This is a genomic window from Oceanicaulis sp. (assembly GCF_051859625.1).
Taxonomy (GTDB): domain Bacteria; phylum Pseudomonadota; class Alphaproteobacteria; order Caulobacterales; family Maricaulaceae; genus Oceanicaulis.
Genome location: NZ_JBHYFH010000001.1, coordinates 83,440 through 107,476 on the forward strand (window position 1 = coordinate 83,440; position 24,037 = coordinate 107,476).

Annotated in this window: 25 protein-coding genes and 2 tRNA genes; 15 read left to right on the forward strand and 12 right to left on the reverse strand. The window is 62.8% G+C overall.

Features of this window, described 5'->3' with window-relative positions; all coding sequences use genetic code 11:
- Positions 1-24 precede the first annotated feature (24 nt).
- The 12 genes from ACTIGF_RS00425 (at position 25) to ACTIGF_RS00480 (ending at position 8,480) form a co-directional block, all read left to right on the forward strand.
- Positions 25-924 carry a hypothetical protein gene (locus ACTIGF_RS00425; RefSeq protein ID WP_439634993.1) on the forward strand — a complete coding sequence of 300 codons (900 nt, stop codon included), beginning with the start codon at positions 25-27 and terminating at the stop codon, positions 922-924.
- Entirely contained in the window at positions 924-1,838 is a 915-nt protein-coding gene (locus tag ACTIGF_RS00430) for a PD-(D/E)XK nuclease-like domain-containing protein (RefSeq protein ID WP_439634994.1), read from the forward strand. The genes ACTIGF_RS00425 and ACTIGF_RS00430 overlap by 1 nt, the downstream gene beginning before the upstream one ends.
- Positions 1,835-2,869: a hypothetical protein gene (locus ACTIGF_RS00435; RefSeq protein WP_439634995.1), complete on the forward strand. Its 1,035-nt coding sequence runs from the start codon at positions 1,835-1,837 to the stop codon at positions 2,867-2,869. Before ACTIGF_RS00430 ends, ACTIGF_RS00435 begins: the two co-directional genes overlap by 4 nt.
- Before the next feature lie 27 nt (positions 2,870-2,896).
- Positions 2,897-3,274 (forward strand): helix-turn-helix domain-containing protein, encoded by a 378-nt coding sequence (locus tag ACTIGF_RS00440; protein ID WP_439634996.1) that lies wholly within the window; start codon positions 2,897-2,899, stop codon positions 3,272-3,274.
- Positions 3,271-3,558, forward strand: coding sequence for a hypothetical protein (locus ACTIGF_RS00445; protein ID WP_439634997.1), 288 nt, complete (start codon positions 3,271-3,273; stop codon positions 3,556-3,558). Before ACTIGF_RS00440 ends, ACTIGF_RS00445 begins: the two co-directional genes overlap by 4 nt.
- Positions 3,555-4,298, forward strand: coding sequence for a hypothetical protein (locus ACTIGF_RS00450; protein ID WP_439634998.1), 744 nt, complete (start codon positions 3,555-3,557; stop codon positions 4,296-4,298). The genes ACTIGF_RS00445 and ACTIGF_RS00450 overlap by 4 nt, the downstream gene beginning before the upstream one ends.
- Positions 4,291-5,136 (forward strand): DUF5131 family protein, encoded by an 846-nt coding sequence (locus ACTIGF_RS00455; RefSeq protein WP_439634999.1) that lies wholly within the window; start codon positions 4,291-4,293, stop codon positions 5,134-5,136. The genes ACTIGF_RS00450 and ACTIGF_RS00455 overlap by 8 nt, the downstream gene beginning before the upstream one ends.
- Complete coding sequence (locus ACTIGF_RS00460; RefSeq protein ID WP_439635000.1) at positions 5,133-5,606, forward strand: hypothetical protein; 474 nt, start codon at positions 5,133-5,135, stop codon at positions 5,604-5,606. The genes ACTIGF_RS00455 and ACTIGF_RS00460 overlap by 4 nt, the downstream gene beginning before the upstream one ends.
- A complete protein-coding gene (locus ACTIGF_RS00465) occupies positions 5,606-6,406 on the forward strand; it encodes an N-6 DNA methylase (RefSeq protein WP_439635001.1) in 801 nt (266 codons plus the stop codon). Before ACTIGF_RS00460 ends, ACTIGF_RS00465 begins: the two co-directional genes overlap by 1 nt.
- A 223-nt stretch (positions 6,407-6,629) precedes the next feature.
- Positions 6,630-7,022 (forward strand): hypothetical protein, encoded by a 393-nt coding sequence (locus ACTIGF_RS00470; protein ID WP_439635002.1) that lies wholly within the window; start codon positions 6,630-6,632, stop codon positions 7,020-7,022.
- Positions 7,023-7,062: 40 nt separating this feature from the next.
- Positions 7,063-7,266 carry a hypothetical protein gene (locus ACTIGF_RS00475; protein WP_439635003.1) on the forward strand — a complete coding sequence of 68 codons (204 nt, stop codon included), beginning with the start codon at positions 7,063-7,065 and terminating at the stop codon, positions 7,264-7,266.
- Positions 7,263-8,480, forward strand: a complete 1,218-nt coding sequence (locus ACTIGF_RS00480; RefSeq protein WP_439635004.1) for a hypothetical protein — start codon at positions 7,263-7,265, stop codon at positions 8,478-8,480. Before ACTIGF_RS00475 ends, ACTIGF_RS00480 begins: the two co-directional genes overlap by 4 nt.
- A 94-nt stretch (positions 8,481-8,574) precedes the next feature.
- Here ACTIGF_RS00480 and ACTIGF_RS00485 read toward each other — a convergent pair.
- Positions 8,575-8,660 (reverse strand) — tRNA-Tyr (locus ACTIGF_RS00485).
- A 143-nt stretch (positions 8,661-8,803) separates the two neighbouring features.
- On the opposite strand from ACTIGF_RS00485, the gene ACTIGF_RS00490 reads away from it, so the two are divergent.
- Complete coding sequence (locus ACTIGF_RS00490; RefSeq protein ID WP_439635005.1) at positions 8,804-9,607, forward strand: TrmH family RNA methyltransferase; 804 nt, start codon at positions 8,804-8,806, stop codon at positions 9,605-9,607.
- Between the two features lie 17 nt (positions 9,608-9,624).
- Here ACTIGF_RS00490 and ACTIGF_RS00495 read toward each other — a convergent pair whose 3' ends face one another.
- The gene (locus ACTIGF_RS00495; RefSeq protein WP_439635006.1) at positions 9,625-10,659 is read right to left on the reverse strand and encodes a GIN domain-containing protein; all 1,035 of its coding nucleotides are present in this window, start codon (positions 10,657-10,659) and stop codon (positions 9,625-9,627) included.
- A gap of 171 nt (positions 10,660-10,830) precedes the next feature.
- Here ACTIGF_RS00495 and ACTIGF_RS00500 point away from each other — a divergent pair, with 171 nt between their 5' ends.
- Positions 10,831-12,486 (forward strand): acyl-CoA dehydrogenase family protein, encoded by a 1,656-nt coding sequence (locus ACTIGF_RS00500; RefSeq protein ID WP_439635007.1) that lies wholly within the window; start codon positions 10,831-10,833, stop codon positions 12,484-12,486.
- Here ACTIGF_RS00500 and ACTIGF_RS00505 read toward each other — a convergent pair whose 3' ends face one another.
- The 7 genes from ACTIGF_RS00505 to metG all read right to left on the reverse strand — a co-directional run bounded on the left by ACTIGF_RS00505 (position 12,487) and on the right by metG (position 19,228).
- Complete coding sequence (locus ACTIGF_RS00505; protein WP_439635008.1) at positions 12,487-13,026, reverse strand: hypothetical protein; 540 nt, start codon at positions 13,024-13,026, stop codon at positions 12,487-12,489. It abuts the gene before it with no gap.
- Positions 13,027-13,231: 205 nt separating this feature from the next.
- A complete protein-coding gene (locus ACTIGF_RS00510; RefSeq protein WP_439635009.1) occupies positions 13,232-14,371 on the reverse strand; it encodes a DUF819 family protein in 1,140 nt (379 codons plus the stop codon).
- A gap of 17 nt (positions 14,372-14,388) precedes the next feature.
- On the reverse strand, positions 14,389-14,805 hold the full coding sequence (locus ACTIGF_RS00515; RefSeq protein ID WP_439635010.1) for a RidA family protein: 417 nt from the start codon (positions 14,803-14,805) through the stop codon (positions 14,389-14,391).
- A gap of 3 nt (positions 14,806-14,808) precedes the next feature.
- A complete protein-coding gene (locus tag ACTIGF_RS00520) occupies positions 14,809-16,143 on the reverse strand; it encodes an amidohydrolase (protein WP_439635011.1) in 1,335 nt (444 codons plus the stop codon).
- 70 nt (positions 16,144-16,213) lie between these two features.
- Positions 16,214-16,861, reverse strand: a complete 648-nt coding sequence (locus ACTIGF_RS00525; protein ID WP_439635012.1) for a hypothetical protein — start codon at positions 16,859-16,861, stop codon at positions 16,214-16,216.
- A 74-nt stretch (positions 16,862-16,935) separates the two neighbouring features.
- Positions 16,936-17,427 (reverse strand): hypothetical protein, encoded by a 492-nt coding sequence (locus ACTIGF_RS00530; protein ID WP_286800430.1) that lies wholly within the window; start codon positions 17,425-17,427, stop codon positions 16,936-16,938.
- A gap of 94 nt (positions 17,428-17,521) precedes the next feature.
- Positions 17,522-19,228, reverse strand: coding sequence for a methionine--tRNA ligase (gene metG, locus ACTIGF_RS00535; RefSeq protein WP_439635013.1), 1,707 nt, complete (start codon positions 19,226-19,228; stop codon positions 17,522-17,524).
- A 161-nt stretch (positions 19,229-19,389) separates the two neighbouring features.
- On the opposite strand from metG, the gene ACTIGF_RS00540 reads away from it, so the two are divergent.
- A tRNA-Thr gene (locus ACTIGF_RS00540) sits at positions 19,390-19,465 on the forward strand.
- A gap of 200 nt (positions 19,466-19,665) precedes the next feature.
- Here ACTIGF_RS00540 and ACTIGF_RS00545 read toward each other — a convergent pair.
- Genes ACTIGF_RS00545 through ACTIGF_RS00555 form a run of 3 tightly spaced genes read right to left on the reverse strand, consistent with a single transcriptional unit; the run spans position 19,666 to position 23,972 of the window.
- Positions 19,666-20,862, reverse strand: a complete 1,197-nt coding sequence (locus ACTIGF_RS00545; protein ID WP_439635014.1) for an efflux RND transporter periplasmic adaptor subunit — start codon at positions 20,860-20,862, stop codon at positions 19,666-19,668.
- Between the two features lie 15 nt (positions 20,863-20,877).
- A complete protein-coding gene (locus tag ACTIGF_RS00550) occupies positions 20,878-23,256 on the reverse strand; it encodes an ABC transporter permease (RefSeq protein ID WP_439635015.1) in 2,379 nt (792 codons plus the stop codon).
- Positions 23,253-23,972 (reverse strand): ABC transporter ATP-binding protein, encoded by a 720-nt coding sequence (locus ACTIGF_RS00555; RefSeq protein WP_439635016.1) that lies wholly within the window; start codon positions 23,970-23,972, stop codon positions 23,253-23,255. Before ACTIGF_RS00555 ends, ACTIGF_RS00550 begins: the two co-directional genes overlap by 4 nt.
- Between the last annotated feature and the right edge of the window lie 65 nt (positions 23,973-24,037).

Here is a 24,037-nt window from a genome sequence, read left to right on the forward strand (position 1 = left end):
ACCCTAACCACAGAGGAGGCCGACATGGCCGTTTTGACCGACACCCCCGAAGCTGAAACCGGCACTGCACTGGCCGTCATCCACGACGATCCGTCCCGGGCGCTGAAGGAGCCTGATTTCCTCAACCAGCTTTTGGATGAGATCGAGGCTTTCGCAGACGGGCAGGAGCCCGACCTCTCCACGGTCGCCAGCCGCAAGGAGATCGCCAGCGCAGCCCACAGGGTCGTGCGGACGAAAACTGCAATCATCGAGGCGGGCACTGAGCTGAAGAAACCGCTCAAGAAACAGATCGACGCAATCGTCACGACCGAGAAGCAGGTCAAAACACTGCTGGATGGCTACCGCGACCAGATCCGCCAGCCGCTGTCGGATTGGGAGGATGCCGAGAAAGTCCGCGCCGGTGAGCGTGAGGCCATCCTCAAGAAGCTCAAAGAGCTGGCGATTGTCACTATCGACCTCACCAGCCAGGGAATCCGTGACCGCATCGAAACGGCCAAGAGCCTGACGATCAGCGAGAACCTTTTCCTCGGTAAGGAGCGCGATCAGGCCGAGCTCATGCGCACGCAGACGCTCGAAACGCTGGAGAACGCCCTCAACCAGACCCTCGCGCGCGAACAACAAGCGGCGGAACTGAAAGCGCTCCGCGAGAAGGAGGCCGCCCGCGAGCGTGAGGACGCAGCACGCGAGGCCGAAGCCCGGCTGCAGCAGGCAGCGCCTTCCCCGGCTGCAGCGCCCGCCCCCGCCGCTTCAGAGCCCGAGGAGGAGCCCGCCCCGGAGCCGGTTGAAGACCCGCTCACCGAGACAGCTGGTGACCTGCTGGCGGCGGCAGATGCGGCGAAACTGCCTCTGTCTGTAGGCCTTGCGCGCAAGCTCGCCACCGCGCTCCAGAGCGGTCGCGTCCGCCATGTGAAGTGGGTGGGCTGATGCCCTCCCTCCCCATCTCCGAGCCGGGCATCTATGCGGGCATTCCCATGGCGGAATACCACGCGCAGCTCACCGTGGGGCCGTCGATAAGTTCAGGCGGGCTGCGGACGATTGATTCCAAGACTGCAGCTCATTACTTCGCCACCAGCTATCTCAACCCGCATGCGGAGAAGGTGGACACCACCCCCTTCCGCATCGGCAAGGCGGCTCACTCCCTCCTCTTGGGCGACGAGGTGTTCGAGGAACACTTCGCCGTCGCCCCCTTTGATGGCGGGCGCAACACCAGCACCGGCGACTGGAAGGCTGGAGAGAAGCAGACATGGTGGTCCGAATGCCAAGTGATGGGGCGCGTTCCTCTCTCCAAGGAGGAGCACGCCCGCATTCTCGGAATGCGCGACGTGCTGATGCGCGAGCCCCTGATCCAGGATGGTCTTCTCGAAGGGGACGCTGAGCACTCCATCATCTGCCGGGACGAAGAAACTGGCGTCTGGCTCAAGGCCCGCCCTGACGTCATCCCCAAGAGCGGCTGGATGGTCGATTACAAGACCGTGGCTGACGCCCATCCGCGCAAGATCCAGCGCGCCATCTTCGACCACGGATACCACCAGCAGCTCGGCCTTGCGGCTGAATGCCTGGCGCAGCTCGGAGAGCCTGTGCCCCGTGAATACGCGCTCGTCTGTCAGGAAAAGACCCCGCCCTACGCGGTGACGATCCAGTCCCTTCCCATTGAGGCGATCTGGGCGGGCGTCAAGCAAAACCGCTCGGCCATCCGGACCTTCGCCCAATGCCTGAGCGAGGGCGTCTGGCCCGGCTATGGCGAAGCCGATGACCTCACCACCCCCCAATACATCATCGACCGCTGCGCCGGCATCGAAACCCCGGCCTGGCTCAAGCCTCTGGAGAATGACGCATGAACGAGATTGCGACCCCACACCGTGAAACCGACGCTGATCTGGAAATTCTCGCCCCGGCAGAGCGTCCGAGCAGCATGGCCGTGCAGCTTCAACGCGCCGAGATCGACCAACAGATAACAACTGCCCGCGCATACCCGCGCTCACTGAGCCGTGTGAAGCAGGCGATCATGAACATGGCCACGCTCGATGAAGAGAGCGCTGCTGAGTGCATGTACGCGCTGCCCAGGGGCGGCAAGCCCATCAAGGGACCGAGCGTCCGCTTCGCTGAAATCCTCAAACAGGCATACGGCAACTGTCGCGCAGCCGCCCGTGTCGTCCATGTGGACCGTGAAGAGAAGTACGTCGAAGCGGAAGGCGTCTTCCACGACCTCGAAACCAACTCCGCAACGACCACGCGCGTTCGGCGCCGGATCTCTGACAAAAATGGAAGGCTCTTCAGTGAGGACATGATTGTCGTCACGGGCAACGCCGCCTGCGCCATCGCCAAGCGCAACGCCATTCTCGATGGAATTCCGCGCCCTCTCTGGCGCCGGGCCTATGAGACCGTCGAATACGCCATTGCCGGAGACATCACCACGCTGGCGGAAAACCGTGAGAAGGCCATCAAGGCGCTGGCGACCTATGGCGCCACGCCAGAACAGGTCTGCGCCGCCCTGGGTCATGAAGGCCCGGATGATGTGACCCTCGACGACATCATCACCCTGCGAGGCATGTACTCCGCGCTGAAGAACGGAGAGGCGACACCGGAAGAGGTGTTCAACGGTCAGAAGGCGGCTGATCGGGGCTCCATCCGTGAACGATTCCGCAAGCCCGCAGCAAAGCGCGTTCAGCAACAGGATGAGACCGCTCAGCCTGAGCCCCAGGGCAAAGACGAGCGCCCGGCGCGCGACATCAACGAGGATTCCGGGGAGGGAGCGGCTGCATCAGCCGCGGCCCCGGAGGAAGGGGCGGTTGAGACCCCGGCAGAGCAGCCGGACGATCCCGCCCCTTCCAGTGATGACGATGACGCCCCCTTCCCCGGTGACGCTTAGAGCGCCCTTTCAAGAAAGCCACTGATCATGACCAACGCAATCGACGCCCATGTGGGCCAGCGCATCCGCTTTCGCCGCAAGCTGCTGCAGATGACTCAGGAGAAGCTCGCCCAGGCGGTCGGCATCCGCTTCCAGCAGATCCAGAAGTACGAGACCGGCGCCAACCGTGTGAGCGCATCCCGCTTGTTCGAGATCGCAGAAGCGCTCGATGTGCCCGTCCAGTATTTCTACGAGGGCCTGGAAGGGGGCGACACGCCCATGCCGGCCGACGAAGCTGCGCTGCGTTCTGACCGGCACTTCAACATCGTCAGCAAGCACTGGCCGGGCCTCACCCAGCGGGCGAAAGCCCGCGTTTCTGGCCTGATCGAAGACCTGGTTCTCTCTCGTCAGGGAGAGGATGCATGAGCGAGGTTCGCGAAGCTATTTCCGTTTCCGGCCTTCCCCAAGAGGAAGGAACCCAGGCGCTATATTTCCACGTTGGCAGGGGATACATGCGCACCATAGACGGCGCTTGGCGCGAGGCTGGCATCGTCACCCGCATCACCGTCTCAGCCGACCTTCCCGGCCTCTATTGCAGTCTTGAGCGCGTCCGCGTGTTCGACGGGGAAACCTGCATCTTCGAAGGCCCGCTCCACAATCTGGAAGGCGTCGAGTACGCGCATCCGGAAAAGCCGGAGGGCCAGTCATGACCGTCCGCCCGATCCTGTTCAGCGGGCCGATGGTCCGCGCGCTGCTCGAAGGTCGCAAGACCCAGACGCGGCGGGTTCTGAAGCCTCAGCCGCCCTCCTACCTGCACCATGGCAAAGACATCATGGATTGGCCGCTCTCTGGGATATGGCAAGAGGACGAATACCAATTCGGCTCCTCGATTTGGACCTTAAGCGTTCAATCCGATGTTAATGATGCCGCCGAGAGCGATATCGATGTCCGTTTTGCTCCCGGCGACCTGCTTTGGGTGAAGGAGACTTGGCGCGTCGATGCGCGCTTCGACCGCTACAAGCCTCGCGAGCTCCCCCGGACGGCGCATCCGAACCTTGATTTTCTAGCAACTACCGAGCCGGACAGCTTCGGGATCGCCGGCAAGACGCGCCCCTCCATCTTCATGCTCCGCTGGGCGTCCCGCCTGACCCTGCGAGTGACCGAGGTCCGCGTTCAGCGCCTTCAGGAGATCAGCACCAAAGACATTCGAGCTGAAGGCGCGATCACTGAAGATTGGGACGAGTGGCGTGAAGATGCGCTGACCGTAGGAATGCCGTCAGGGTCTCATGTCGAGAACGAGCGCGATGTTTTCGAAAATCTCTGGGACAGCCTGAACGCCAAACGCGACGGCGGCGCCTTCTCCTGGGCTTCAAACCCGTGGGTCGTGGCCGTCAGCTTCGAGGTCATCCGCGCGAACGTCGATCAGGTGGTGGAGGCGTCCGATGGCTGAGGACAGCGGTATCGAGTGGACGACCCACACCTTCAACCCGTGGATCGGCTGCACCAAAGTCAGCGCGGCGTGTGACTTCTGTTATGCGGAGAAATGGGACCATCGCTTCGGCGGAAACCGCTGGGGGCCGCACGCTGACCGGACCCTGACGAAGACGTGGCCGAACCCCCGCAAATGGAACCGGCAAGCCGACAAGACCGGCATCCGGCCTCGCGTCTTCGTTGCAAGCCTGGCGGACGTGTTCGACAATCACCGGAGCATCCTGCCGGGGTGGCGCGAAGACCTTTGGAAGCTGATCGACGAGACGCCGAACCTCGACTGGCTCCTGCTGACGAAGCGCCCTCAGAACATCATGAAGATGATCCCCGAGCGCTGGCGCGACGGCCTGCCCTCACACGTCTGGATCGGGACGACCGTCGAGGATCAGAAGTCCGCAGATCAGCGCATACCGGCGCTCCTTCAGGTGCCGGCCGCAATCCGGTTCCTCTCCTGCGAACCCCTGATCGGCCCGGTCGATCTGACCGGTCACTTCTGGGGGCCGGTCTATCTGACCAATCATTTCTGTGGGCCAGCTAAGCCATGCGCCGGATGCTCGCGCAGCAAACTCGAAAATGGGCCCGCGCTTCATTGGGTGATCGCCGGGGGCGAGAGCGGCGCGCAGTACCGGCCCGCTGACCCCGATTGGTTCCGCCAGCTCCGCGACCAGTGCGCCGAGGCTGACGTGCCGTTCCTCTTCAAGCAGTGGGAAGGCCCCGATCAGAAGGCGATCAAGGCCAAAGGCCGCGCTCTCGATGGGGTGATCCATGACGGGTATCCGGTCCAAGGAGGCATGCAATGAGCCGCTACGCCAAAGACACTCAGGTCTCCACCTTTCAGTCACGCGCCGAGATCGAGCAGACGCTTCAGCGCTACGGCGCCGATGGCTTCATCTATGGCTCGGAAGGTGATCGCGCCCTCGTCGGCTTCAGGATGCGCGGGCGGCAGGTGAAATTCATACTGCCCCTGCCTGACCGGACGGCGCGCGAATTCACGCACACACCAGGCCGGAATCTGAAGCGCTCAAGCGAACAAGCCGCGGCGGAATGGGAGAAAGCCTGCCGGCAGCGTTGGCGCGCGCTCGCGCTCGTCATCAAGGCCAAGCTCGAAGCTGTTGAAAGCGGCATCACTGAGTTCGAGGACGAGTTCCTGGCTCACATCATCCTGCCAGACGGACAGACGGTCGGCTCCTGGGCCAAGCCTCAGATCGAAGACGCATACAGCACCGGCAATATGCCGAAGCTGCTGCCTGACTATTCGGGGGACCGGTGATGACACCTGAGAAGTGGGCGGACAAGCTCATCACCCTGAACCGGGCCGAGCGCCCTTCCCAGACCTTCTGCGACTTCGTGGACCTGGCCTTCCATTCCCTTGCCAAAGGCGCGTGGATGATGACCGGTGCGAGGGTCAATGACCCGAAGCCGGAACACCATGAGAACGCCTACATGGCCATCGTGGGCCGGTACGAGAAGCGCGGTCAGCTCGACATCATCCGGGCCATGCCTGAACTCATGGCGCCGCTGGTCCAGCAGCTTCCAGAGGGCGGCATCGACTTCCTCGGACGCGCTGCCGGCCACATCGAGACCCTGAACAAGTTCATGGGGCAGTTCTTCACCCCATACGATGTGTGCCGAATGATGGCGGCAATTCAGCTTGGCGATCCGCGCCGTCTCAGCGGGAAGAAGGGATTCTTCACCCTGCACGAGCCCGCAGCGGGCGCCGGGGCGATGATCCTGGCCGCAGCTGATCATGTTGAGGCGCAAGGGCTGTCGGTCACCACGTCGATGTTCGTTGAGGCACGCGACCTCTCAGACCTCTGCTTCAAGATGAGCTTTATCCAGCTAAGCCTGCGAGGGATCGCCGCCCAGGTCGTGCGGGGGAACACACTCTCCGGCGATCCTGAGCAATACATCATGGAATGGGTGCCCACGCCCGGCTACGCGCTCTTCCACGCCCGGTATGGCTCACCCTTTGGAGCTCGGCCAGAAGACGACCAGCCAGCAAGCCCAGACGACTCCGCGCGGTTCACCCTGCAACTGGATCTGTTCGCAGAACCCTGTGAGGTGGCGTGATGGTCTTCCCCTCAACCCGTCAATTCCCGAAGTGCGCAGTCCTCGGCTTTTCTGAAGCGGGCGCGCTTGTGACGTTCAGCTGGGTTATGCCCGACCAATGCGCTTCCGAAGCCAAAGGCTGGGCTCTGGACAACGGCGCTGTCTCTACGCGGGTCTTCGATGAGATCGGGGAGGCATTGAACGCCCTGCATGATCATCAATGGATCGAGCGAAAGGCGGCCTCATGACCACGCCCAGAAAGCGCGATCATTTCCGGCATGTAGAGCCCATCGAGGTTTTCGCCCTGCCCCAGAAGGGCAATGTAAACCCGCTCGTGGAGATCCGGCTGGGGCAGATGGACGGTGGCTGGGTCTGGACGGTCGGCGCCATGCACTCTATCGGCGGATTCAGCGGCCCTCTGGGCAATTCGGTTCAATTCCCCAAGCCATTAGACCCGACCCGTGACGCCGCGCTGAAGGCTGCTATCGTTTTTGCTCGATCCCGGCTACAGCGCCCAGACCTCAAAACCTCAGCCTACCTCGCCTGGCTCGATGAGCTCGAACGCAACCAGCTTATTCAGGGTAATCTCTTCGCCTCTTTTGAGGGCGAGAAAATCAACATGGGGGCGCGCCCCTGACGTGACCCTCCCCGCTCGCATAAACGCCTGGCCCCGCCAGATGCGAGCCGCAACGGCTGCCGCCTATGTCGACGAGACATCGGTCGAGGCCTTCCGTCGCGCGACAGGAAAGGGCAAGCTCTACCCCTCCCCGAAGAATATCGAGGGCAAAGGCGAGAGATGGCTGAGAGAAGATCTGGACGCGGCGCTGGACCGGGCGCACGGACTCCGTCGCGAGGACGAAGAGCTGGAGAGCCTCGTATGATCGAGGCCAATCCCGGCGACAAGCCACGCTACACCAGATCGAAGACGATGGCTGACGGGTCACTGTCGTGGTTCTGGGAGCCCCCTACAAAATTCAGGAAGCAGGGCTGCATGCTGCAAGCCAGCCCCCTTGGCGCAGAAATGCTCAGGGCTTTCGAGCAAGCTCACAGGCTCAACAGTGCGCTCGACGCATGGCGCCAGGGTCGTGACGCAGACATGCCAGCACGACACGGAACCCTTGATTGGGTTTTTGAGCTGTACCGGACCGATCGCAGTTATCGCGCCATCGGTGATGCCACCCGGAAAGAGTATGAGCGCGCCATGCGGCGCGTGGGCGGTCATGCGCTCAAGGATGGTAGTCTTCTGGGGCAACGCGCGGCGCTCAAGATCACACCCATTGTCGTAGACAAGCTCTACGACCGGTTTGTTGAACAGGGCCTGACCCGTCAGGCAGAGTTGGCCATGACGGTGTGCAAACTCGCCTGGAATGTGGCCAAGCGCAAATCCAAGGATGTGCCCCCCGAAAACCCCTTCGAGAATGTCTACAAGGGGCGCCGTGTCCGGCAACGCACTACGCCAGCTACGCTTGAGGAGTTGAACGCCTTCTGTGAGACCGCTGTCGAGCTCGACTATATCGAGCTGGCCTTCGCGGCCCGCGTTTGTTGGGAGCTTCTGACCCGGCCGGAAGATGTCTTCTACAGGATGACATGGGACCACTGGCGCCCGCCAGAAATGCCGCAGCAGGCTTTCGGGCTCTCAGGCAAGAATGGTGCGGGCCAATGGTTCACGCTCGATGAAATCGATCCTGAAACCGATGAGCTGCACTTCTTCTACCCGGAGCTGGAGCACTATGCGCTCATGCTTGCCGGCAGAGGGCGCAAAGGCGACCTGATGGTCCTGTATCCCAAAGGGGTGAGGAAGCGGTCGAACGCCACCGCCCAGACTCCATGGGTGGGCTATGACCAATCTTTCTGGGCGAAGAAGGTGCGTGAGATCCGGGAAAAAGCTGGGCTCGGAAATCATATCGCCATGAAAGCCTTCCGGCATGGTGGAGCGACTGAGCTGGGTGATGCCGAGCTGCCGGACACCTGGGCGCAAGCTCTGAGCCGCCACAAACACCGCGGCACCCTCGATCATTACATCCACCGCACAGAGACCCAGGCCATTCTAGCCACTCGAAAGCGGGTCGCTTACAGGCGCGGTAAAAACACATAAAGAGAACAGAGTTCGGAATAACCGCCAGACAGGCGTTCGGAATAGACTGTTTGGAACAGGCTGGAACAGTCTCGATTTATCAATGAAAACAGAATGGTGGAGGGGGCTGGATTCGAACCAGCGTACGCCGAAACGGGCAGATTTACAGTCTGCTGGATTTAACCACTCTCCCACCCCTCCACAGGGTTCGCGTCACCGCGAAAACGACTGATTGGGAGCTCAGCCGTCGGGCCAATTCAGGGCTTCACCGCATCAACCGATTGCGCTTAGGCGCTAAGGGCTTTAACGAGGCCGCTTCCTGATTTGGAGCGCGGACTATAGTCATGGCTTTTCAACGGCGCAACACCGATAAAAAGGGTTCTGCAGCGCGAAATGCAGCCCGACGTGACGGCCCCGATCAGGGGTGGATCTGGGGTCGCCATGCGGTCCTGGCGGCCTTGGCCAACCCCAAGCGAAAACACATCTCTTTGCATGTGACGCGCAATGCTGCGACCGAGCTGGACGACACGTTCAGCAAGCTCGCCGACATTGAATTGCCCGGCCAGATCACGGCCCGTTTGCCCGAAGGCGCGGTGCATCAGGGCTTCGCGCTGAAAACCGGCGCGCCGCCTGCGGAATCGCTGAACGCCGTGCTTGAACCCACCCATGGCTTGCTGGTGGTGCTCGACCAGATCACCGACCCGCACAATGTGGGCGCCATCCTGCGTTCCTGCGCCGCTTTCGGCGTCCGCGCGGTGGTCGTTCAGGATCGAAAGTCGCCGCCCTTCTTTGGCGCCCTTTGCAAGACCGCGGTCGGCTGCGCGGAGACCATTCCTCATGTGAAGGTCACCAATATCGCCGATACGCTGATCGCGCTTGAGGAAGCGGGCCGCTATGTGATCGGCCTGGCGGGCGAAGCGGACGCCAGCCTGGCGGTCGAAGTCGCCGAGAACGCCGGGCCGGGCCTGGTGCTGGTTCTGGGCGCGGAGGGCGATGGCCTGCGCCCGCGCGTGGCCGAGCATTGCTCGGCGCTGGCGCGCATCCCGATGGGACCGAAAGCGGAAAGCCTCAATGTGTCGAACGCCGCGGCGATCGCGCTGTACGAGGCCTCCCGCTTTGATCCACGGATCAATCCCAAGGCGGAGTGATCCGATTCTCAGTCGGCCTAGCCGCCCGTGGTGAAGTCGCCGCCGCCGGAGGTGCGGATATTGCGCTGGCCGGTAACCGTGCGAATGTAGGCGTCTGACCCGCCGCTCACATGGATGTCCACATCGCCTGCGGTGCCGCCGAACCACAGATCCGACGAGCCGCCCAGGCGCGCTTCGACTGAACTGGCGCGGCCTTGCTGAATGCGCACATCGCCTGAGCCGCTGCTGCTCATCTCCAGAACGCCGTCCATGCTGGCGACTTCCATATTGGAGGAGCCTGAAATGCTCACGGACACATCAGACGTGGCGCCGACCGACAGATCACCGCTGCCTGACGCGGCATATTGAACGCCGCCCGGCGCATTACCGATCTCGACATTGCCGGAGCCGGAGACGCTGGCCTCAAGGCTCGCCACATGACCGGCTTCGACTTCGCCAGAGCCGGAAATTCCGATATCCATGTCGCCGCCTACATCCCCGAGCTCAACATCGCCGGAACCTGACACGGCCAGATCAACCGATTCGCCAATATCCTCGGCGCTCAGATGCCCCGAGCCAGACAGCGCCGCATTCAAGGCGCCGCCGATTTCGCCCACGCTCACATGGCCCGAACCGCGAATAGCCAAGCGTGCGTCATCGCTTACATCACCTGCTTCAAGCGTTGAGCAATGCGACATCACCAGATCAAGCGATTGAGTGGCGCCCAGTTCGGCGCGGACAATCGAGTCATCAAGCTCCACGCTGGCCGGGTTCGGCGTCGAGATGACCAGAACCGGCAGCTCGTCAAAAGACAGCGCTTCGCGCCGATTGCGTCCGACACGTTGCTCCCGGAATCCGCCAAAGCACCGCATGCGCCGCATGGTTTCGCCGCCGTCCACATACAGCGCGCCGTCCGCATTGCGGATGTCAGCGCTGGAGCCGCCGCGTTCGAAACGAGCTTCAAGCACAGAGCCGTGCTCCACACGCACCGTACCGATGAAGTTTTCAATCTCTACGGACGGCGCGCCGCCCGCTTGCATCGCCGTCGCCAGCGCCAGAACCATGACCGTCATATCGACCCTCACATCTTTGAGTTTGTTATCATTAGGCGCGGGTTGTCCCCCTCAACGCCATCGCATCTGCATGCTGGCTGAAGACACCCCACCACAACATTGCGACAGACTAAACTTTTCTCCATGTTGCGCCGGTCGACAGCCGCCGCTCAAAACGCTTTGATGCCAGGTATGAGACATCACGCCCCCCGCTCCGACCTCGCCACCCATAGTGTTGAAAACCAGTCCGAACCGCTTGTCGGGGTGAACTGGTATTCCGACGACGCCATGCTCAAGGATGCGCTGGCGCGCAACGGCGCCCACGTGCATGCCGATCGCCTGTCCTCCATGGGCGCCGAAATCGGCTCTGACAGCGTTCAGGACCTGGCCCGGATGGCGAATGAAAACCCACCCAAATTCAAACCCTTCGACAGGTTTGGTCATCGCATAGATGAGGTCGAGTTCCACCCCGCCTATCATGCGCTGATGGAGCTGGGCCTGAGCCATGGCGTGTCGTCGGCAGCCTGGACGGAAAAGCAAGCGCCGCACTCGCTGCACGCCGCGCTTCTGATGCTGATGGGGACGGCTGACGCCGGCGTCTGCTGCCCGCAGTCCATGACATACGCCAGCGTTCCGGCGTTGAAGAACGCAAACTGGACCGGCCCGTGGGTTCAGGGCGTCACCTCGGGGCGCTATGACCCGCGCTTCCTGCCGCCTGAAGACAAGGTCGGACTGACGCTGGGCATGGCGATGACCGAGAAACAAGGCGGGTCTGATGTGCGCGCCAACGCCACCACCGCAGAAAGCCAGGACGGCGATGTGGTGACGCTGACCGGGCATAAATGGTTCTGCTCGGCCCCCATGAGCGACGGGTTCCTGACCCTCGCCTATGAAGGCGCGGGCGACGACGCGCAACTCAGCTGCTTTCTCGTGCCGCGCTGGACCCCGGACGGGGAGCGCAACACGATTGAAATCCAGCGGCTGAAGGACAAGCTAGGCGACCGCTCAAACGCCAGCTCCGAAATTGAATACAAGGACGCCTGGGCCCGCCGCGTGGGCGAGCCCGGACGTGGCGTGCGCACCATCATTGAAATGGTCAATCACACACGGCTCGATTGCCTGGCGGGGTCGGCGGGCCTCATTCGCAATGGCGCCGCATATGCGGTCTGGCACGCTGACCGCCGCAGCGCCTTTCAGCGCCGCCTGATCGACCAGCCTTTGATGCGCGAAGTCTTGGGCGAGCTGTCCATGGAGGCTGAAGCCGCGATCGCCCTCGCCTTCCGGGTCGCCGAGAGTTTTGACAAGGCCGAGACCGATCCGCACGAAGCGGCGCTGGCGCGCTTGCTCACCCCCATCGCCAAATACTGGATCTGCAAGCGGGCGCCCTATCTGACCTATGAGGCCATGGAAGCCCATGGCGGCGCAGGATATGTGGAAGAACACCCGCTGCCCCGCATGTTCCGCCAGAGCCCGCTGAACGCCATCTGGGAAGGCTCGGGCAATGTGATCGCGCTCGACGTGCTGCGCGCCCTGTCGCGCGATACAGCGGCGCGGGACGCCCTCGCCGCCGAACTGGCGCCCGCCTTTGGCCGACACCCGGCCCTTGATGCGCGCCTTAATGCGTTGACGAAGATGGCGTCGGGCGGCATTGGCGAAGCGGATGCGCGCCGCTTTGCGGAATGGTCGGCCACCGCCCTCACCGCCAGCGCCCTGATCCGCGCCGGACTGGATCCGGCGGCGGACGCCTATATCGGGCGCCGGATCGCCGAAAATCCCACCTCTCTGGGCGCCGGCGAAGCCGCCATCGATCATGACTGGCTGATCGGACGGGCGCGACTGGCGGGCTGATCAGGATTTCATGACCGGCTTGGTGTCCGAAGGTCCCATGGGGGTAACCACGGGTTTCTTGCCCGTCATCTGTTCACCTGTGATCTCGCATTGCTTGATCACAAGCACCTCAAAGCCTGCAGCCGCCTCGGTCTTTGTAGGCGGTGCGCCCTCAGGTACGGCGCCTGTCAGGGTGATCAAGACAGCCAGAGCCTGCATCGCTTTCCATGCTCGGCCTCCCCAAACGCCCAGGCTCACACGAAGGCGGGCTATGACGCTGCCTGGGCGGACCTCGATCAGCTCTACCGTGAGATGGTCAATCATCGGCGTGAGATCGTCAGCTGGTGCGACCTCTTGCTGATACCAAGCGTTCAGTCTCTCCCTTAACCCGTCAGCGAACACCGCAGCGACAGAGTCCAGCTCGGTCGTTTCCAGGTCGAGTGTAACCTCAATCTCCAAGCTGACCTGGAACTCACCATCGCCATCATCGCCGAAATCACCGTGAAAGCCGCCGAAGCCTCCCCCCGCGCCGTTTGGTTCGTGCATGGGTATGTCTGCCATGACGCCTCCTTATGAGGCGAATTATCGACACCCTTTGAGCGCTCGCAACCCCTATAAGCCTTCCGAGCCAAAACGATTGATTGATGGGCTCCGCCGATCTGAGGGGCGTCGTTATGCCGGCGAACCGACATTCCTGACCTCAGCAAAGAACCTGGGGCGGGCGAAGGTCGACTGGTCTGGGGGCTGGTTGCACCGGCTACAGGCGTCAGCCCAAAATGCCATACACCACAGATCCCAACACGGTGCCCACAGCATAGCCGAGCACGCCGACCAGCACGCCTGGCGTCACCAGATCACGCCAGCCTTTGGCCGCAGCCAGCGCAGGCGCGGTTGTGGCGCCGAGAATGGCGGCGTTCGAGGCGATGATGATCTCGGGCAGGGAAAGCCGGCACAGCTTGGCGAGCGTGAACGCAATAACCGCGTGGATCGATAACAGGATCGCGATGAAAGCGATGATCATCGGCGCGCTGGTGATCAGCTGGGCCACATTGGCGCCCGCCGCGATGGCTGCGAAAAACAGGAAGGCGAACACAACGCCCAGCTCGAACCCGCCATGCAGCTTCGCCATCCGGCCAGGGATGGCGGTCGGCAAGATCAGCGCTAGCGCGGTGATGATGACGTAGCGCAACTGGGAGAAGCCGGTCAGTTCGGTCAGAAAATCACCCACCGCGACAACAAGCAGCGCATAAGCGAGGGTCAGTCCCAGGCTCAGCGGCGTGGCGCGCCCCTCGCTGGCCTCGCCTTGCTCCTCCACTTCACCCGCGCTGTGATCACGCTTGACGAAACGACTGGCGATAAAGGTGATTCCAGGAAGGACCGCCAACAGTCCCAGATAGGCTGCGCTCGCCATATTGTCCGCCGCCAGCATGGCGGACACCACGCCAGGCGCGTCCTGGGCGATGCCCGTCACGTCCGTCAACGCCGCGAAGTTCACGGACCCGCCCACATAGGACGCCGTCAGCGAAGCGGCGATGCCGACCTCATGCTCGCCAAGCGGCAACACGGCGGACGCGACCAACGCACCGACCAGAGTGGCGAAGGACGCGATCAGGAAGGCCCCGGTCATACGGGTCGTCTCGAAGAATATCCGCTTGAGGTCCGCCTTCATCAGGAAGAGCGGAATCAGCACCGGCACCGCATAGGTGAACACGAACCCATAGGCTGGCGCGTCAAACGGCAGGATGCGCAGATTGGAGGCCAGGATCGCCAAAAGAATCGTCCACACCGTGCCCGTCAGCAGAGCGCCGAACTTGGTCTTTTCGAGCAAAAAGCCTGCAGCAGCGATCACGGTCAGCCCGGCCATCACCGCGAGGTTCTGGTCGGCGGGGATCAAGGAAGCATCCATCAAAACATCCTGAAAAATCAGTCGCCGGGCGGGATGACCGCATCAGCTTCAATCTCAACAATAAACTCAGGCCCGGCGAGCGCCGCGACCCCGATCATCGCGCTGGCGGGCGGAAACTCTGCGAACACCTTGCGATGCGCCTGCCCCACCGCGCGTTGTGTTTCAGGGCTCATATCAGTCACGTAAAGGCGCGTACGCACGACATGACTGATATGGGAGCCCGCCTTGTCCAGCGCTTGCGCGATGATTTCAAGACATTGTGAGGTCTGGGCGCCGGCGTCTCCGGGCGCGAACGGCTGGCCTTGCGCATCCACCGACACCGTCCCCGCCACGAACACCTGGTTTCCGACGCGTACGGCGCGGCGATAGGCGACCAGCTCTTCCCAGGGCGCGCCAGAGGTGACGCGCTGGATATCGTGACGGGGTTTGGTCATCGTCTACTCGCCTTCAGGCACGCCGTTGGTGAACAGGTCGAGCGCGATCGCCACCATGCCTTCAGAGGACACTGTCACCGCGCCTTCGCCGTCAGGATAGAAGAAGGGCGAGTGGTTGGCCGGCGGGGTTTCACCGCGCGCCTGATACTCTTCCCACACGCTCTGAGGAGCGCCGCCGACCCAGAACATGAAGATCGGCACGTCTTCCTCGGTGCGGCCATAGCGCGAGAAGTCTTCGCCGCCGGTCACAGGGTCCGCGGTTCCCACGGCGTTCTCGCCAAACCGGGCGGACAGCACGGCGCCCGCCTGGTCAGACAGCGCCGGGTCATTATAGAGCGCAGGCGTGTAGGTCTCTTCGACCTCCATCACCGGCATCAGCTCTTCGGGCAACCCCGCCGCCATGGCCTGCCCCCGGGCGATCCGTTCGATCCCGCTGATCAGGCGTTCGCGCACCTCGTCAGAATACGACCGCACCGTGATCTGAAGATGGGCTTCATCAGAGATGATGTTGTGCTTGGTCCCAGCGTTGAACGCGCCGACGGTCACAACGCCGGTTTCAAGCGGCGACAGCTCGCGGCTGACCAGCGTCTGCAGATTGGTGACGATCTGGCTGGCGAGGACCACCGGGTCCTTGCCCAGATGCGGAGAGGCGCCGTGGGCGCCGACGCCGCGGACATACAGATCGACCGAATCCACATTCGCCATCGCCCAGCCCGGCGCATAGCGGATCACGCCGGCCGGCATGTATCCCCAGGTGTGATAGGACACGACCGCGTCCGGCGCCGGGAAACGCTCATAGAGACCATCTGACAGCATGGCGAGCGCGCCGAGCCCCACTTCTTCAGCAGGTTGGCCGATCAGCACCAAAGTCCCCGACCAGTCATCTCGATTCTGGCTCATATACCGCGCCGCGGCGACCAGCGAAGTCATGTGGGTGTCGTGTGCGCAGGCGTGCATGACCGGGAAGGTGTTGCCCATCCGGTCCTCGCCCATAATCTCAGACGCGTACTCGACCGGCGTGTCCTCGCGCACGGGAAGGCCGTCCATGTCGGCGCGTAACATGAGGGTCGGCCCCTCGCCGTTCTCCATCACTGCGACGACGCCCGTGCGGCCCACGCCTTCGGTGACTTCAAACCCGGCGCTGCGCAGCTCTTGCGCCAGTCGCGCCGCGGTCTCCACTTCCATGAAGGAGAGCTCGGGATTTTCATGGAAGTGCTCATAGAGCGCTTGCAAATGATTATCCCAGTCGGCGGCGATGGCGGTGCGCAGATCGTCTTGAGCCAAAGACGGCGCGGTCAGCGCCAGCCCTGCGGCGGCGGCCATGAACAAATGACGCATAAGTGCGACTCCCCTTTTTTTCTTGGCGGCATTGCAGACCGTCAGTCCGGGGAGGTCAACGCATAAAGCGTCAGTGCTGCGAAGGGGTTTCCGGCGCTGCGCGGCGGCCCGCCACCGTCAGAAACAGTTTCATGGTGACGCCGAAGAACACGCCCCCCAGCGCCCCGCCGATTGCCGACGATGTTAGCGCTGCCCCGAAACCGCCACCGCCCAGCATGGCCGTCGCAAAAAAGAACAGGCCCATGAACAGGCCAAAAAAGGCGCCCAGCTTCAGGCCCGAAACTTTCGATTGAGATGGAGCTCGGGCGTCGTCGGGTGTCTGGTGCAGCATTTTCGCACGCTGCTTCGCCAGCATGGCAGGCGCCACGCGCCGCTTGAACGGCGCCCAGAGCGGCCAGCTGATCATGAGCAAAAGCCAGGTCAGCGCATTCTTGACCGTCGGGATCTCCTCACCGCACTCAGGACAGACCAGACCTGCGTAATTGCCAAAACGAGCGTTCTTATAGACGACTGCCGGGTTGAGCGCCTGACAATGCGGACAGGGGATGTACTGGCGGTCAACCAACGGCGCTTCAGACTGGGTATCGATCAAGGTCAGACGCGGTATGCGCTGACCAAGCACCAGCTCATTGATAGCCAGTCCGGGATTAAGCACCCAGTGAAGGATGAGCGGATGCTTCCAGGTCCAGGCGTCGTAGCGGTCGCGATCATAGTCCATCAGGCCCCTCCCTTATGCACAGACAGATTAAGTCGCAAACGGGAACACGCTCAACTTAAAGAATGGTCAGATCGTCAATCGAACAGGGCGTCGGCGGCTGCCTGAGCGGCGGCGCTGTCATCAATGCCTTCGCCTTCGATCCGGCCCTGAACCGCTGCGCGGGCCGCGGCCAGAAGCGATTCAATTTCACTGCCCGCCATGGCCGAAGCGCCCGCGAAATCGCCGGCCTCGACTTTGGATTGGGCTTCGCGCATTTCATCGTTCACGGCGGCTACGATGGTCTCAAGATGCGCTTTCAAGGTGTGGTCCACCGCGGCGTATGCGGCGATTACAGTTTCTTTGCCCACATAATTGGTGCGCTCGAAATGCTCTTCATAGGGAACAGGCTCCCACGCCAGGACTTCCTCGGCGAAGTCCGGCATATCTGGCAGCATCTCAAGAAGCATGACCACTTCGTTGAAATGGTTGAGATAGTCAGTCGCTAGGCCGGTGTCTGGATGCACGTTCGCCGCCGTCAACGCCTCCGCTGACAGCGCGCCCTCACCCAAGGTCGCCGCTTCGCTCATGATCAGCCCCGTCGTCTGGTCCAAAGCAGACAATGCCAAGTCAGCCTAAACGAAAGACTAACCGTAATGGGCGTATTCAGCGCCCGAACTCGCCTTATTCGGCGCCGCCGAACCGCTCAGCCCACTCTGCGACCTGGTCATCCTCGATCTTGGCGAACAGGATTTCAGCCGGAGTGAACGCCCGACCCGGCTCAAGCGCGCCCAGAAGGGTTTTCGCATCGCCCGTGGGCCAGTCCTGAACGCCTTCAAGGCCCAGCGCCGACAAGATCTTGCCCGCCGCATCGGGAATAATCGGCTGGGCGGCGATGGCGCACAGGCGCACCAGATTGATCCCCATGCGGACGCCCAGCGCCGCTTGGACCGGATCGGTCTTGAAATGCACCCAGGGCTGAGCCCTGGTCAGGTATTCATTGCCCGCCGCCCACAGCGCGCGCGTTTCCGCGGCGGCTTTGCGGAACTCCATCGCCTCATAATGGCTGGCGATGGCGGCAAGACGAGTCTCGACCTCTTGCTCGAGCCAGGCTTCCGCCTCGCCCGGCGTTCCGCCCTCAGGGATCACGCCGTCAAACCGGCTGGCGCCGAATTTCAGGATGCGATTGACGAAATTGCCCAGAACATCCGCCAGGTCCTTGTTCACGCTGGACTGGAAATGATCCCAGGTGAATTGCGCGTCAGCCCCCTCAGGGCCATAGGCGGTCAGATACCAGCGCCAATAGTCAGACGGCAAAAGCTCCAGCGCCTGGTCCATGAAGACGCCGCGCTTGTTGGAAGTGGAGAACTTGCCGCCATACCAGGTCAGCCAGTTGAACGCCTTGAGCGCGTCCACCGTCTTCCACGGCTCTTCAGAGCCCAGGAGCGTGGCCGGGAAGCTGACCGTGTGGAAGGCGACGTTATCCTTGCCCATGAACTGCACATAGCGGACATCGTCGGCGCCCTTGTCGGTCCGCCACCAGCTTTCCCAGTCGCCGCCGTTTTTCTCCGCCCACTCACGGGTCGCGGAGATGTATCCGATGGGCGCGTCAAACCAGACATAGAAGACCTTGTCTTCAAAGCCTTCGCGCGGTTGGCCGTCCTTGGTGACCGGCACGCCCCATTTGAGGTCGCGCGTGATGGTGCGATCGCGCAGGCCTTCATCCAGCCATTTATAGGCGATGGATTTGGCGAATTGCGGCCAGCCGTCTGCTGCATCCACCCAGGCGCGGATGCGCGCTTCCATATCGGTCTGCTTGAGCTGCAAATGGCGCGTATCGCGCACTTCGAGATTCTTCGATCCAGACACCGCCGAATAGGGTTCGATCAGCTCGATCGGGTCCAGAAGCTTGCCGCAATTATCGCACTGATCGCCGCGCGCTTTTTCAAACCCGCAATTGGGGCAAGTCCCCTCCACATAGCGGTCAGGCAGGAAACGGCCGTCATCAATGGAATAGACTTGCTGCTCGACCACTTCAGCGATCAACCCGTTCGCTTCCAGAACTTCGGCGAAGTGCTGGGTCAGTTCAGCGTTCTGGGGCGAAGAGGTGCGACCAAAATAATCCCAGCTCAGCGCAAACTGCTCGCCGATGGATTTCTGGATCTCGTGCTGCTCGTCGCAATAGGCGCGCACATCCTGGCCCGCTGCGGCGGCGGCCAGCTCGGCGGGCGTGCCGTGTTCGTCGGTGGCGCAGATCGCCAGCACGTCATGGCCGCTCAGCCGCATGAAGCGCGCATACACGTCGGCGGGCAGCATGGAGCCGGCCAGATTGCCGAGATGCTTGACGCCGTTGATATACGGTAGAGCGCTGGTGATGAGTATGCGGGCCATGGGGAATAGATCCGGTCTGTCACGGGATGAGACGCGCACTCTTACCCAAGCTCACGGCAAAGGGAAACCAGCCCGCTTCAGCGGCCCGCCCCCATCACCTGCATTGTCTGCATCCAGACGCTTGCCCAACAGACCGGCTCCCGCGTAGAAAGCCCAGACGCGCCGGCTTAGCTCAGCTGGTAGAGCAGCGGTTTTGTAAACCGAAGGTCGGGGGTTCGATTCCCTCAGCCGGCGCCAGTTTCCCCTGTATTTGAAGATCCTCGCTGCGCTGCGGACGCGCGTTCGCGCTTGCGAACCCTTGCGGGTTCGGGCTCCATCCTCGCTGACGCTGCGGGCGGCCTTTGACCTTGCGAACCCTGCGGGTTGGATCGCTCTTTCCTCGCTACGCTGCGGGCGGCCTTTGACCTTGCGAACCCTGCGGGTTCGTTGGGCGAGCTTTATTCCCCGCGCTCGGTCACTTGCACGCCGTCCTCGATCCGGTCTGAAGGGTAGAGCACCAGGGTTTCACCGCTTTCAAGGCCATTGAGAATTTCAGCGTCAACGCCATTGGCCTGTCCGATCTCGACCTGGCGCAGTCGCGCGCGTCCGTTCTCCACCACATAACAGGCCCATCCGCCTTCACGCCGGAAGAGCGCCGCCACCGGCGCGATCAGCACATCCTCGCCGCGCCAGACCTCAATCGCAGGCTCCACCCGGAAGCCATGGCCCAGGCTCTCCCACATCTGCGGCGGGTCCAGCAGATCCAGCCGAACCCGGACGCGCTGCTCTTCCACGCCCAGCGCGGAGATTTTCAGAAACCCGAAGGGCTCCACCCGGCTGACCCGGGCGCGCAATGGCGGCGCCCCGCCCCAGTCTTCCAGCGTCGCCGCAGCGCCCTCGGTGATGCGTACGGCGTCGGTGGACAACAACTCCACCACAATTTCCAGGTCTTCAGGATCGCCCAACTCCAGCAAGGGCGCGCCGGGCGCGACAACCGTCTCGCTTTCCTGCACCAACCGGAGCACACGACCGCTGACCGGGCTCGTCACTTCGACCAGGCCGCGCGCATCGCCGTTATCGCCGGGCTCCATCAATCGCGCCGCCGCGGCATCGCGCTCCGCCTGGCGGGCGCGCACATTGGCGCGAGCGGTGTTCAGCGCCGCATTTGCGCTTCTGAGCGCCAGACGCGCCCGATCCAGCGCGCCTTCACTGACGGTGCCGCGCTCGTAAAGCGTATTGATCCGGTCCATCTCGGCCTGCGCGAAATCAGCTTCAGCACGCGCCCGCTCCACATCCGCTTGCGCAAAGCCCAACAAGGCCTCAGCCGAGCGCAAGGCCGCCTCGGCTTCACCCTGGCTGCGCGCATCCAGAAAGGCCGGGTCAGAGGGCAGGATATTGGCCAGCACCTCACCCACTCTCACAGCGTCGCCTGCTTCGGGGTCAACCCTGAGCAATCGCCCGCCAACCGGCGCAGACACCGTGTAGACCTCTCGCACCCGGGTATAGCCCTCATCCTGAACGGTCACCGTCAGCACGCCGCGCTCGACACTTGCAAAATCCGCCGGAACGGGACGCGGCAGAAAGGCGTAGATGATCAACGCCAAAGCGATCAGCCCGACCGCAGGCCAGAACACCGTTCGAAAGTTCAAGGTCATCGGGCGCCTCCTAAGCTATTCGCGCGTTTTCAGGACAGCGATCAGGTCGAGCCGGTTGATGCGCTGGCGGACGATCAGCCCGCTGATCAGGGCGATCACGATCAGGACGCAGGCCGAATACCCGTAAGTGGCCGGCTCGATCACGAAAGGCAGTCGGAAGAAATCCGAACTCATGGCTTTCGCCATGCTCCACGCCATACCCGCGCCGGCGACCAGAGAGATCGGCAGGGCCACCAGGGTCAGGATGGCGCTTTCAGCGAGCAAGATGTAGCTGACCGCGCCCTTGGTGAAGCCCAGAACCCGCAAGGACGCCAGTTCACGTTCGCGTTCGGCGAGCGAGACGCGCACCGAATTATAGATCACTCCCAGCGCGATCATGCCCGCGAACAGCGTGTAGATATAAATTGACCGCTGCATGGACTGGTCCATCAGCGCGGTGAAATTCTCTCGGGCGATGGCGTGCAGTTGGACGCCCGCCACCAGCGGCGCGTCTTTCAGCTCCAGGTACAACGCGTCCTGAAAGTCAGGGTCCACGCGCAGATACACCCCGGAAATCACGCGCCCCTCGCCCAGCGCCTCGTTCAGATCGCCAAGGCGCATCTGCGCGCCTGATCCCACAAGAACAGAAGGCGTTTGCGTGATGACCCGCTCAAGCAACGGACGGGCGCCTTCGGTGACCTGAGCCGCAAGCATCTCTCCCGATGCAGCGTTTAGCCGGTTCGCCAGGTCTTCAGACAACACAAGACCGCCGGGCGGCGGCGAGACGGTCAGCCCGCGCCCATCCATCATTCGCGACAGCACCGGGTCATCCACGACCCCGGTCAGGCTCATCAGCACTTCGCGATTCTCAAACATCAAACGGGCGCTCGCCACCCTGTAAGGCTCCGCCTCCACGACGCCCTCTCGCCCTGCGAGCTCGTAAAACGCGGTCATGGTGCGCGGCTCGGTGAAGGTCACGGCCATGTCATAGCGATTGGAGAGGTCGAAATAGCTTTCGATCATCACCTCCATCGCATCAAGAAAATACAGCGTCATCACCAGAAGCGCGCCCGAGGCGGCGATGCCGGTGACGGTCAGCCCCGCCCTGACGGGCCATCTGAATATCTGCCGCAAGACCATCCGGCTTTGATGGTCGAGTACGTTCAGCCGGGTCAGAACCGCGCCGGCGGCGCGCGAGTAATCGGGCGGCGGCGGCGGGCGCATCGCCACCGCCGGCGCCAGCCGCGCCGCCTTGAGTACAGCCCACATCGCGCCGCCGCCGACCGCCGCCAGCGTGACCAGAACGCCAATGACGTAGACGCCCGGGCTGGCTGAAAAAATGAGGAAGGGGAAGCTGTAATACCGCGTGTACATCACCGCCATGGAATGCCCCAGCCAGGTCCCCAGACCAAAGCCGATCACAAGCCCCAGAGCCGCAATGACCGCCACCAGCTTGAGATAGTGCAGCGACACCGCCTCTGACGAATAGCCGAACGCCTTGAGAAGCCCGATCTGCTCGCGCTCCACGGCGATCAACCGCGAAATCACGATATTGACCAGAAACGCCGCCACCGCGAGGAAGATCGGCGGCAGAATGGCGCCCATGGTTTGAAGCTGATCAAGCTCGCTCCGCAAGAACGCCGCCGAGACATGCTCCCGGCGGGTATAGGCGCCGGATCCGCCATAGGGCTCGAGAATACGGTCGATTGCAGCCCGGACCGGCGCCGGATCAGCGCCGCGCGACAAGCGCACCACGACTTCATTGAACGCGCCTTGTTGATCGGCGGCGGTCTCCAGCGCATCCCGATCCATCCACAGAACGCCGAACAGCGCCGCATCCGGCACAAGCTGGCCGGGCGCGATGGCGTAGACATATTCCGGCGCCAGCGCGATGCCTGACACGGCGAGGCGCTCCCGCCGACCGCGTATGGTGACGTCCAGAATGTCGCCCGGTTTCAGATCGTGCGCGCTCGCGAACCCCTCCAGCACAACCACCTGATCACGGCGCGCCGGGTCGGGCATGGAGCCCGAAAGCAGATGAATATCATTGACCAGAGGCCGTCCCACATGCGGCAGGGAATGAATGACGCCGCTTGGCGGCGCCGTCATGTCCGGCATGTCGAACAAGACCGGTGCGAGAATGCGTGACTGCGCGGCCGCGACGCCGTCGATCTGGCGAATATCGTCAATGACGGCGTTGGGCGCGCGCACCGCCGGCGCCCAGATGTCCGCGAACCGGTAGCGCTCGTAATAGGCGGAGCGGGTTTCATCGAGCGAGCCCAGCATGCCCGCCATCACCAGATGCACCGACACGCCGCCCGCAATCACCAGCGCGATCGCCAGCGCCTGACCGCGCATGGACCAGAAATCGCGCCAGAGCTTGAGGTCCAGCACTGAGAGCCAGCGCCGGGTCACCAGGCGATCTCCTTCGGATCCAGCTTGGTGGCGTTCTCCCGGTTCTCCCGGATCTGACCATCGCCGAAGACGATGACCCGGTCAGCCATGTCCGCCACGGACGCGTTATGGGTGATGATGAACGTGGTCGCGCCTAGGGTTTCATTGACCTCGCGCAGCGCCTGCAAAACCTTGATGCCGGTTGCGGAATCCAGCGCGCCCGTGGGCTCGTCGCACAACAGGACTTCGGGTTTTTTAGCGATGGCGCGCGCAATGGCGACGCGTTGTTGCTCGCCGCCCGACAGCTCGGCGGGGAAATGATGGATGCGTTCATGCAGGCCCACCAGCGCCAGCGCCTCTTCGGGCGGCAGGGGATCGCGCGCCACCTCGGTGACGAGCGCCACGTTTTCAAGCGCAGTCAGGCTGGGCATCAGATTGTAGAACTGAAAGACAAAGCCCACATGGTTGCGCCGATAGCGTGTTAGCTGGCGCTCACTGGCGGCGTGCAGGGGATGTCCGCGAAAGAACACTTCGCCGCTGGAGCCGCGATCCAGCCCCCCCAGAATATTGAGCAAGGTGGATTTGCCGGACCCTGACGGCCCGAGCAACACCACGAGCTCGCCTTCCGGCGCCAGCAGGTTGACGCCGCGCAAGGCGTGAACGGCGCCCGCGCCCTCCCCGTAAACCTTGCACAGATCGCGCGTTTCAAAACACGCTATGGGTGATGTGTTCGCCATCTGGCCTCATCCCCGCCTGATCCAGGTCATCTTAGCGAGATCGAGTGACATGAGTCAGTCAGGAC

Excerpts from the sequence above, each read along its gene's own strand:
- ACTIGF_RS00425 (WP_439634993.1), top strand. The coding sequence starts at position 25 with ATGGCCGTTTTGACCGACACCCCCGAAGCTGAAACCGGCACTGCACTG.
- ACTIGF_RS00430 (WP_439634994.1), top strand. The coding sequence starts at position 924 with ATGCCCTCCCTCCCCATCTCCGAGCCGGGCATCTATGCGGGCATTCCC.
- ACTIGF_RS00435 (WP_439634995.1), top strand. The coding sequence starts at position 1,835 with ATGAACGAGATTGCGACCCCACACCGTGAAACCGACGCTGATCTGGAA.
- ACTIGF_RS00440 (WP_439634996.1), top strand. The coding sequence starts at position 2,897 with ATGACCAACGCAATCGACGCCCATGTGGGCCAGCGCATCCGCTTTCGC.
- ACTIGF_RS00445 (WP_439634997.1), top strand. The coding sequence starts at position 3,271 with ATGAGCGAGGTTCGCGAAGCTATTTCCGTTTCCGGCCTTCCCCAAGAG.
- ACTIGF_RS00450 (WP_439634998.1), top strand. The coding sequence starts at position 3,555 with ATGACCGTCCGCCCGATCCTGTTCAGCGGGCCGATGGTCCGCGCGCTG.
- ACTIGF_RS00455 (WP_439634999.1), top strand. The coding sequence starts at position 4,291 with ATGGCTGAGGACAGCGGTATCGAGTGGACGACCCACACCTTCAACCCG.
- ACTIGF_RS00460 (WP_439635000.1), top strand. The coding sequence starts at position 5,133 with ATGAGCCGCTACGCCAAAGACACTCAGGTCTCCACCTTTCAGTCACGC.
- ACTIGF_RS00465 (WP_439635001.1), top strand. The coding sequence starts at position 5,606 with ATGACACCTGAGAAGTGGGCGGACAAGCTCATCACCCTGAACCGGGCC.
- ACTIGF_RS00470 (WP_439635002.1), top strand. The coding sequence starts at position 6,630 with ATGACCACGCCCAGAAAGCGCGATCATTTCCGGCATGTAGAGCCCATC.
- ACTIGF_RS00475 (WP_439635003.1), top strand. The coding sequence starts at position 7,063 with ATGCGAGCCGCAACGGCTGCCGCCTATGTCGACGAGACATCGGTCGAG.
- ACTIGF_RS00480 (WP_439635004.1), top strand. The coding sequence starts at position 7,263 with ATGATCGAGGCCAATCCCGGCGACAAGCCACGCTACACCAGATCGAAG.
- ACTIGF_RS00490 (WP_439635005.1), top strand. The coding sequence starts at position 8,804 with ATGGCTTTTCAACGGCGCAACACCGATAAAAAGGGTTCTGCAGCGCGA.
- ACTIGF_RS00495 (WP_439635006.1), bottom strand. The coding sequence starts at position 10,659 with ATGACGGTCATGGTTCTGGCGCTGGCGACGGCGATGCAAGCGGGCGGC.
- ACTIGF_RS00500 (WP_439635007.1), top strand. The coding sequence starts at position 10,831 with ATGAGACATCACGCCCCCCGCTCCGACCTCGCCACCCATAGTGTTGAA.
- ACTIGF_RS00505 (WP_439635008.1), bottom strand. The coding sequence starts at position 13,026 with ATGGCAGACATACCCATGCACGAACCAAACGGCGCGGGGGGAGGCTTC.
- ACTIGF_RS00510 (WP_439635009.1), bottom strand. The coding sequence starts at position 14,371 with ATGGATGCTTCCTTGATCCCCGCCGACCAGAACCTCGCGGTGATGGCC.
- ACTIGF_RS00515 (WP_439635010.1), bottom strand. The coding sequence starts at position 14,805 with ATGACCAAACCCCGTCACGATATCCAGCGCGTCACCTCTGGCGCGCCC.
- ACTIGF_RS00520 (WP_439635011.1), bottom strand. The coding sequence starts at position 16,143 with ATGCGTCATTTGTTCATGGCCGCCGCCGCAGGGCTGGCGCTGACCGCG.
- ACTIGF_RS00525 (WP_439635012.1), bottom strand. The coding sequence starts at position 16,861 with ATGGACTATGATCGCGACCGCTACGACGCCTGGACCTGGAAGCATCCG.
- ACTIGF_RS00530 (WP_286800430.1), bottom strand. The coding sequence starts at position 17,427 with ATGAGCGAAGCGGCGACCTTGGGTGAGGGCGCGCTGTCAGCGGAGGCG.
- metG (WP_439635013.1), bottom strand. The coding sequence starts at position 19,228 with ATGGCCCGCATACTCATCACCAGCGCTCTACCGTATATCAACGGCGTC.
- ACTIGF_RS00545 (WP_439635014.1), bottom strand. The coding sequence starts at position 20,862 with ATGACCTTGAACTTTCGAACGGTGTTCTGGCCTGCGGTCGGGCTGATC.
- ACTIGF_RS00555 (WP_439635016.1), bottom strand. The coding sequence starts at position 23,972 with ATGGCGAACACATCACCCATAGCGTGTTTTGAAACGCGCGATCTGTGC.